We start from the raw sequence: 3,033 nt of genomic DNA, 5'->3' as shown, positions 1-3,033 counted from the left end.
GGAGAATTCCAGATTAGACGGGCCTCGGCTGGCGCAAGGACGGATCCGCCACATAATCTCGCCCGGCACATAAGAACGGTTATGTGGCGCGCCACATAACCCTATAATGGCGCCCTCTATGTGTTCCGCTCCAAGCGAACAGACCGTGTCCGGATCGTGTGGTGGGATGGCAGCGGGGTCTGTCTTTATTCGAAAGTTATCGAAGGAAATGGCTTTTGCTGGCCGGCAGCGACGGCGGCGCGCATCCGTCTGGATCACGCCCAGCTCATGGCCCTACTGGGCGGAATGGATTGGAAGAAGATCCGCCCGGCGACAGTTAGGAGGCCGCTTTCGACGGGCTGAACCCCGCCAAGATATCCGACGCATGTTACTGTAAACGCTAGGAAAAGGTCACTATTTGTGATCTACTTCCTGCTATGACGTTCTCTGCTTCGGACCTTCCTGACGACGTTGATGCACTCAAGGCGATGATCGTCGCCATGAGCGCAGAAGGCGCCGCTGCCCGAGCGGAGATCACCCGGCTTGAGGCGCTCAAGAAGGATACGGACGAGCGGATAGCCACTCTCACTGCGATTGTGAAAGTGCTTGAGCGGGCTCAGAAAGGCACGCGCTCGGAACGGCTGCGACTGGGGGTCAACGACGATCAGATCGACTTTGCGTTCGAGGAAGTCGAGACCGGCCTGGCAGCGATCGACAGCGAGCTCGACCAGTCACGGAAAGACAAGCCGAAGCGGGAAGCACGCCCGCGCAAGGGCTTTGCCGCCCACCTCGAGCGCATTGAGGAGGTTATCGAGCCTGAAACCCCTGAAGAGTGCCGGGACTTAGAGAAGGTTTTGATCGGTGAGGACCGCTCCGAGCGGCTCGATGTCATCCCGCCGAAGTTTAGGGTCATCGTTACTCGTCGGCCCAAATACGCGTTTAGAGGCCGTGATGGCGTGCTGCAGGCTCTCGCGCCTGCCCATATCATCGAAGCCGGCCTGCCGAGCGAACGGCTGCTGGCCTACATCGCCGTATCCAAATATGCCGACGGCCTTCCGCTCTACCGTCAGGAAACAATCTATCTGCGCGATAGCGTGGCGCTGAGCCGCTCGTTGATGGCTCAATGGATGGGACATCTCGGCTTTGAGCTCAAGATCCTTGCGGATTACATCCTGGAGAAAATCAAAGCGGGTGAAAGGGTGTTTGCCGACGAAACGACATTACCAACCCTGGTGCCTGGCTCGGGAAAAACAATGACGGCGTGGCTGTGGGCCTATGCGCGTGACGATCGGCCGTTCGGGGGATCAGAACCGCCGATGGTCGCCTACAGATTTGAAGACAGCAGAGGTGGGCGTTGCGTTGCCCGTCACCTGAGCGGCTTCACCGGCATTCTCCAGGTTGATGGGCACGGTGCCTATACAAGTATGGTCAAAGAGCAGGTCAAGGCTGGCAGTAATGAAACCATCACCCTGGCAGGGTGCTGGGCTCACGTCAGGCGCAAATTTTACGAACTGCATATCGGTGGCATCAATCAGGCCGCGACAGCCTCGGTGAAGGCGATGACCGAGTTGTGGAAGGTCGAGGACGAGATCCGGGGAAAGGATGCCAACATCCGGGCTGCCGCACGACAAGAGCGGTCGGCGGCCATTGTCGCGAACCTTTTTGAAATCTGGGAAAAGGAGCTGGTGAAGGTCTCTGGCAAGTCCAAGACCGCGGAAGCGATCCGCTATGCAATGACCCGCCGACAATCTCTGGAGCGCTTTCTCGGTGACGGTCGCATCGAGATTGACTCCAATATCGTTGAGCGCGCAATCCGTCCCCAAACGATCACACGGAAGAATAGTCTATTTGCCGGAAGCGAAGGCGGTGGCAACACATGGGCCACGATCGCCACGCTCTTGCAGACAGCTAAAATGAACAACGTCGATCCGCTCGCCTGGCTGACACAGACCTTAGTTCGCATGGCCAACGGATGGCCCGCTCAGGATATTGAGGCTCTGATGCCTTGGAACTTTATGCCAGACGCTGCCGGCTAACCGCTTACACTGGAGCCACGAGATCGTCCTGATCAACGGGGTAACGACAACGGTGAAGGTCGCTCATGTCCGGCTCTGCCACAGCCGGATGATGTTCGCGCGAGCCTATATGCGTGAGAGCCAGGAGATGGTGTTTGACGCTCATGACAAAGCGTTCGCCTTCTTCCGCGGCACCTGCACACGCGGCATCTACGACAATATGAAGACGGCGGTGGAGGCCGTGTTTGTCGGCAAAGAACGGCTCTACAATCGCCGCTTCCTGCAGATGTGCAGTCACTATCTCGTCCAGCCGGTTGCCTGCACGCCCGCATCCGGCTGGGAGAAAGGACAGGTCGAGAACCAGGTCGGCCTTGTGCGCGAGCGCTTCTTCACGCCGCGCCTGCGGGTCAAGAGCGTGGATGAACTGAATGCCTGGCTGCTCGACAAATGCGTTGCCTATGCCAAGGCTCATAGCCATCCCGAACAGACGGGACAGACCATCTGGCAAATGTTCGAGGCCGAGCGCGTTAGCCTCGTGCGTTATGTCGGGTCGTTTGATGGCTTCCACAGTGTTCCGGCCTCGGTGTCGAAGACCTGCACGGTCCGTTTCGACAACAACAAATACTCGGTCCTGTCGACTGCCGTCGGCCGTCCAGTCGAGGTGCATGCCTATGCTGATCGGATCGTCATCAAGCAGGATGGGGTCAATGTCGGCGAGCACAAACGTTGCTTCGGTCGCGGCGAGACCACCTACAATCCATGGCACTATGTCCCTGTTCTGGCTCGCAAACCCGGCGCGTTGCGCAACGGCGCTCCATTCAGAGACTGGGCTAAGCCGTTTTGAACCGAAGTAAGTTTCCTGTCGATTTGGGTCATGCAAGACTCTGCCAACCTAAACCTGCTGGTGATTATCCAGTTTGAGAGGTCCCCACCAGCCGCAAAATAACCCCACCGAGCGCTACGCTAAGAGACCTGTGCGCGGATGTCTTTACTGACGTGTTGATCTGTGATTCTCTCAATTTGAACAATGGATTGAGGT

General features: G+C 57.8%; 1 protein-coding gene and 2 pseudogenes. All 3 read left to right on the top strand.

The window, feature by feature from the left end:
* Window positions 1-111: 111 nt before the first annotated feature.
* Window positions 112-342: pseudogene (gene tnpB / locus EXZ48_RS36045) on the top strand (IS66 family insertion sequence element accessory protein TnpB); the annotation flags it as partial.
* A 74-nt stretch (window positions 343-416) separates the two neighbouring features.
* On the top strand, window positions 417-2,015 hold the full coding sequence (locus tag EXZ48_RS34255; RefSeq protein WP_130521509.1) for an IS66 family transposase: 1,599 nt from the start codon (window positions 417-419) through the stop codon (window positions 2,013-2,015).
* A pseudogene (istA, locus tag EXZ48_RS34250) lies at window positions 2,011-2,832 on the top strand (IS21 family transposase); the annotation flags it as partial. The gene EXZ48_RS34255 and the pseudogene istA, both read left to right, overlap by 5 nt.
* Window positions 2,833-3,033: the final 201 nt, after the last annotated feature.

This window comes from Shinella sp. JR1-6, from assembly GCF_004284735.1.
In the GTDB taxonomy this organism is placed as follows: Bacteria; Pseudomonadota; Alphaproteobacteria; order Rhizobiales; family Rhizobiaceae; genus Shinella.
Note: the sequence above shows the minus strand (reverse complement) of the source record. Positions and strands in the feature narration are given on the sequence as shown.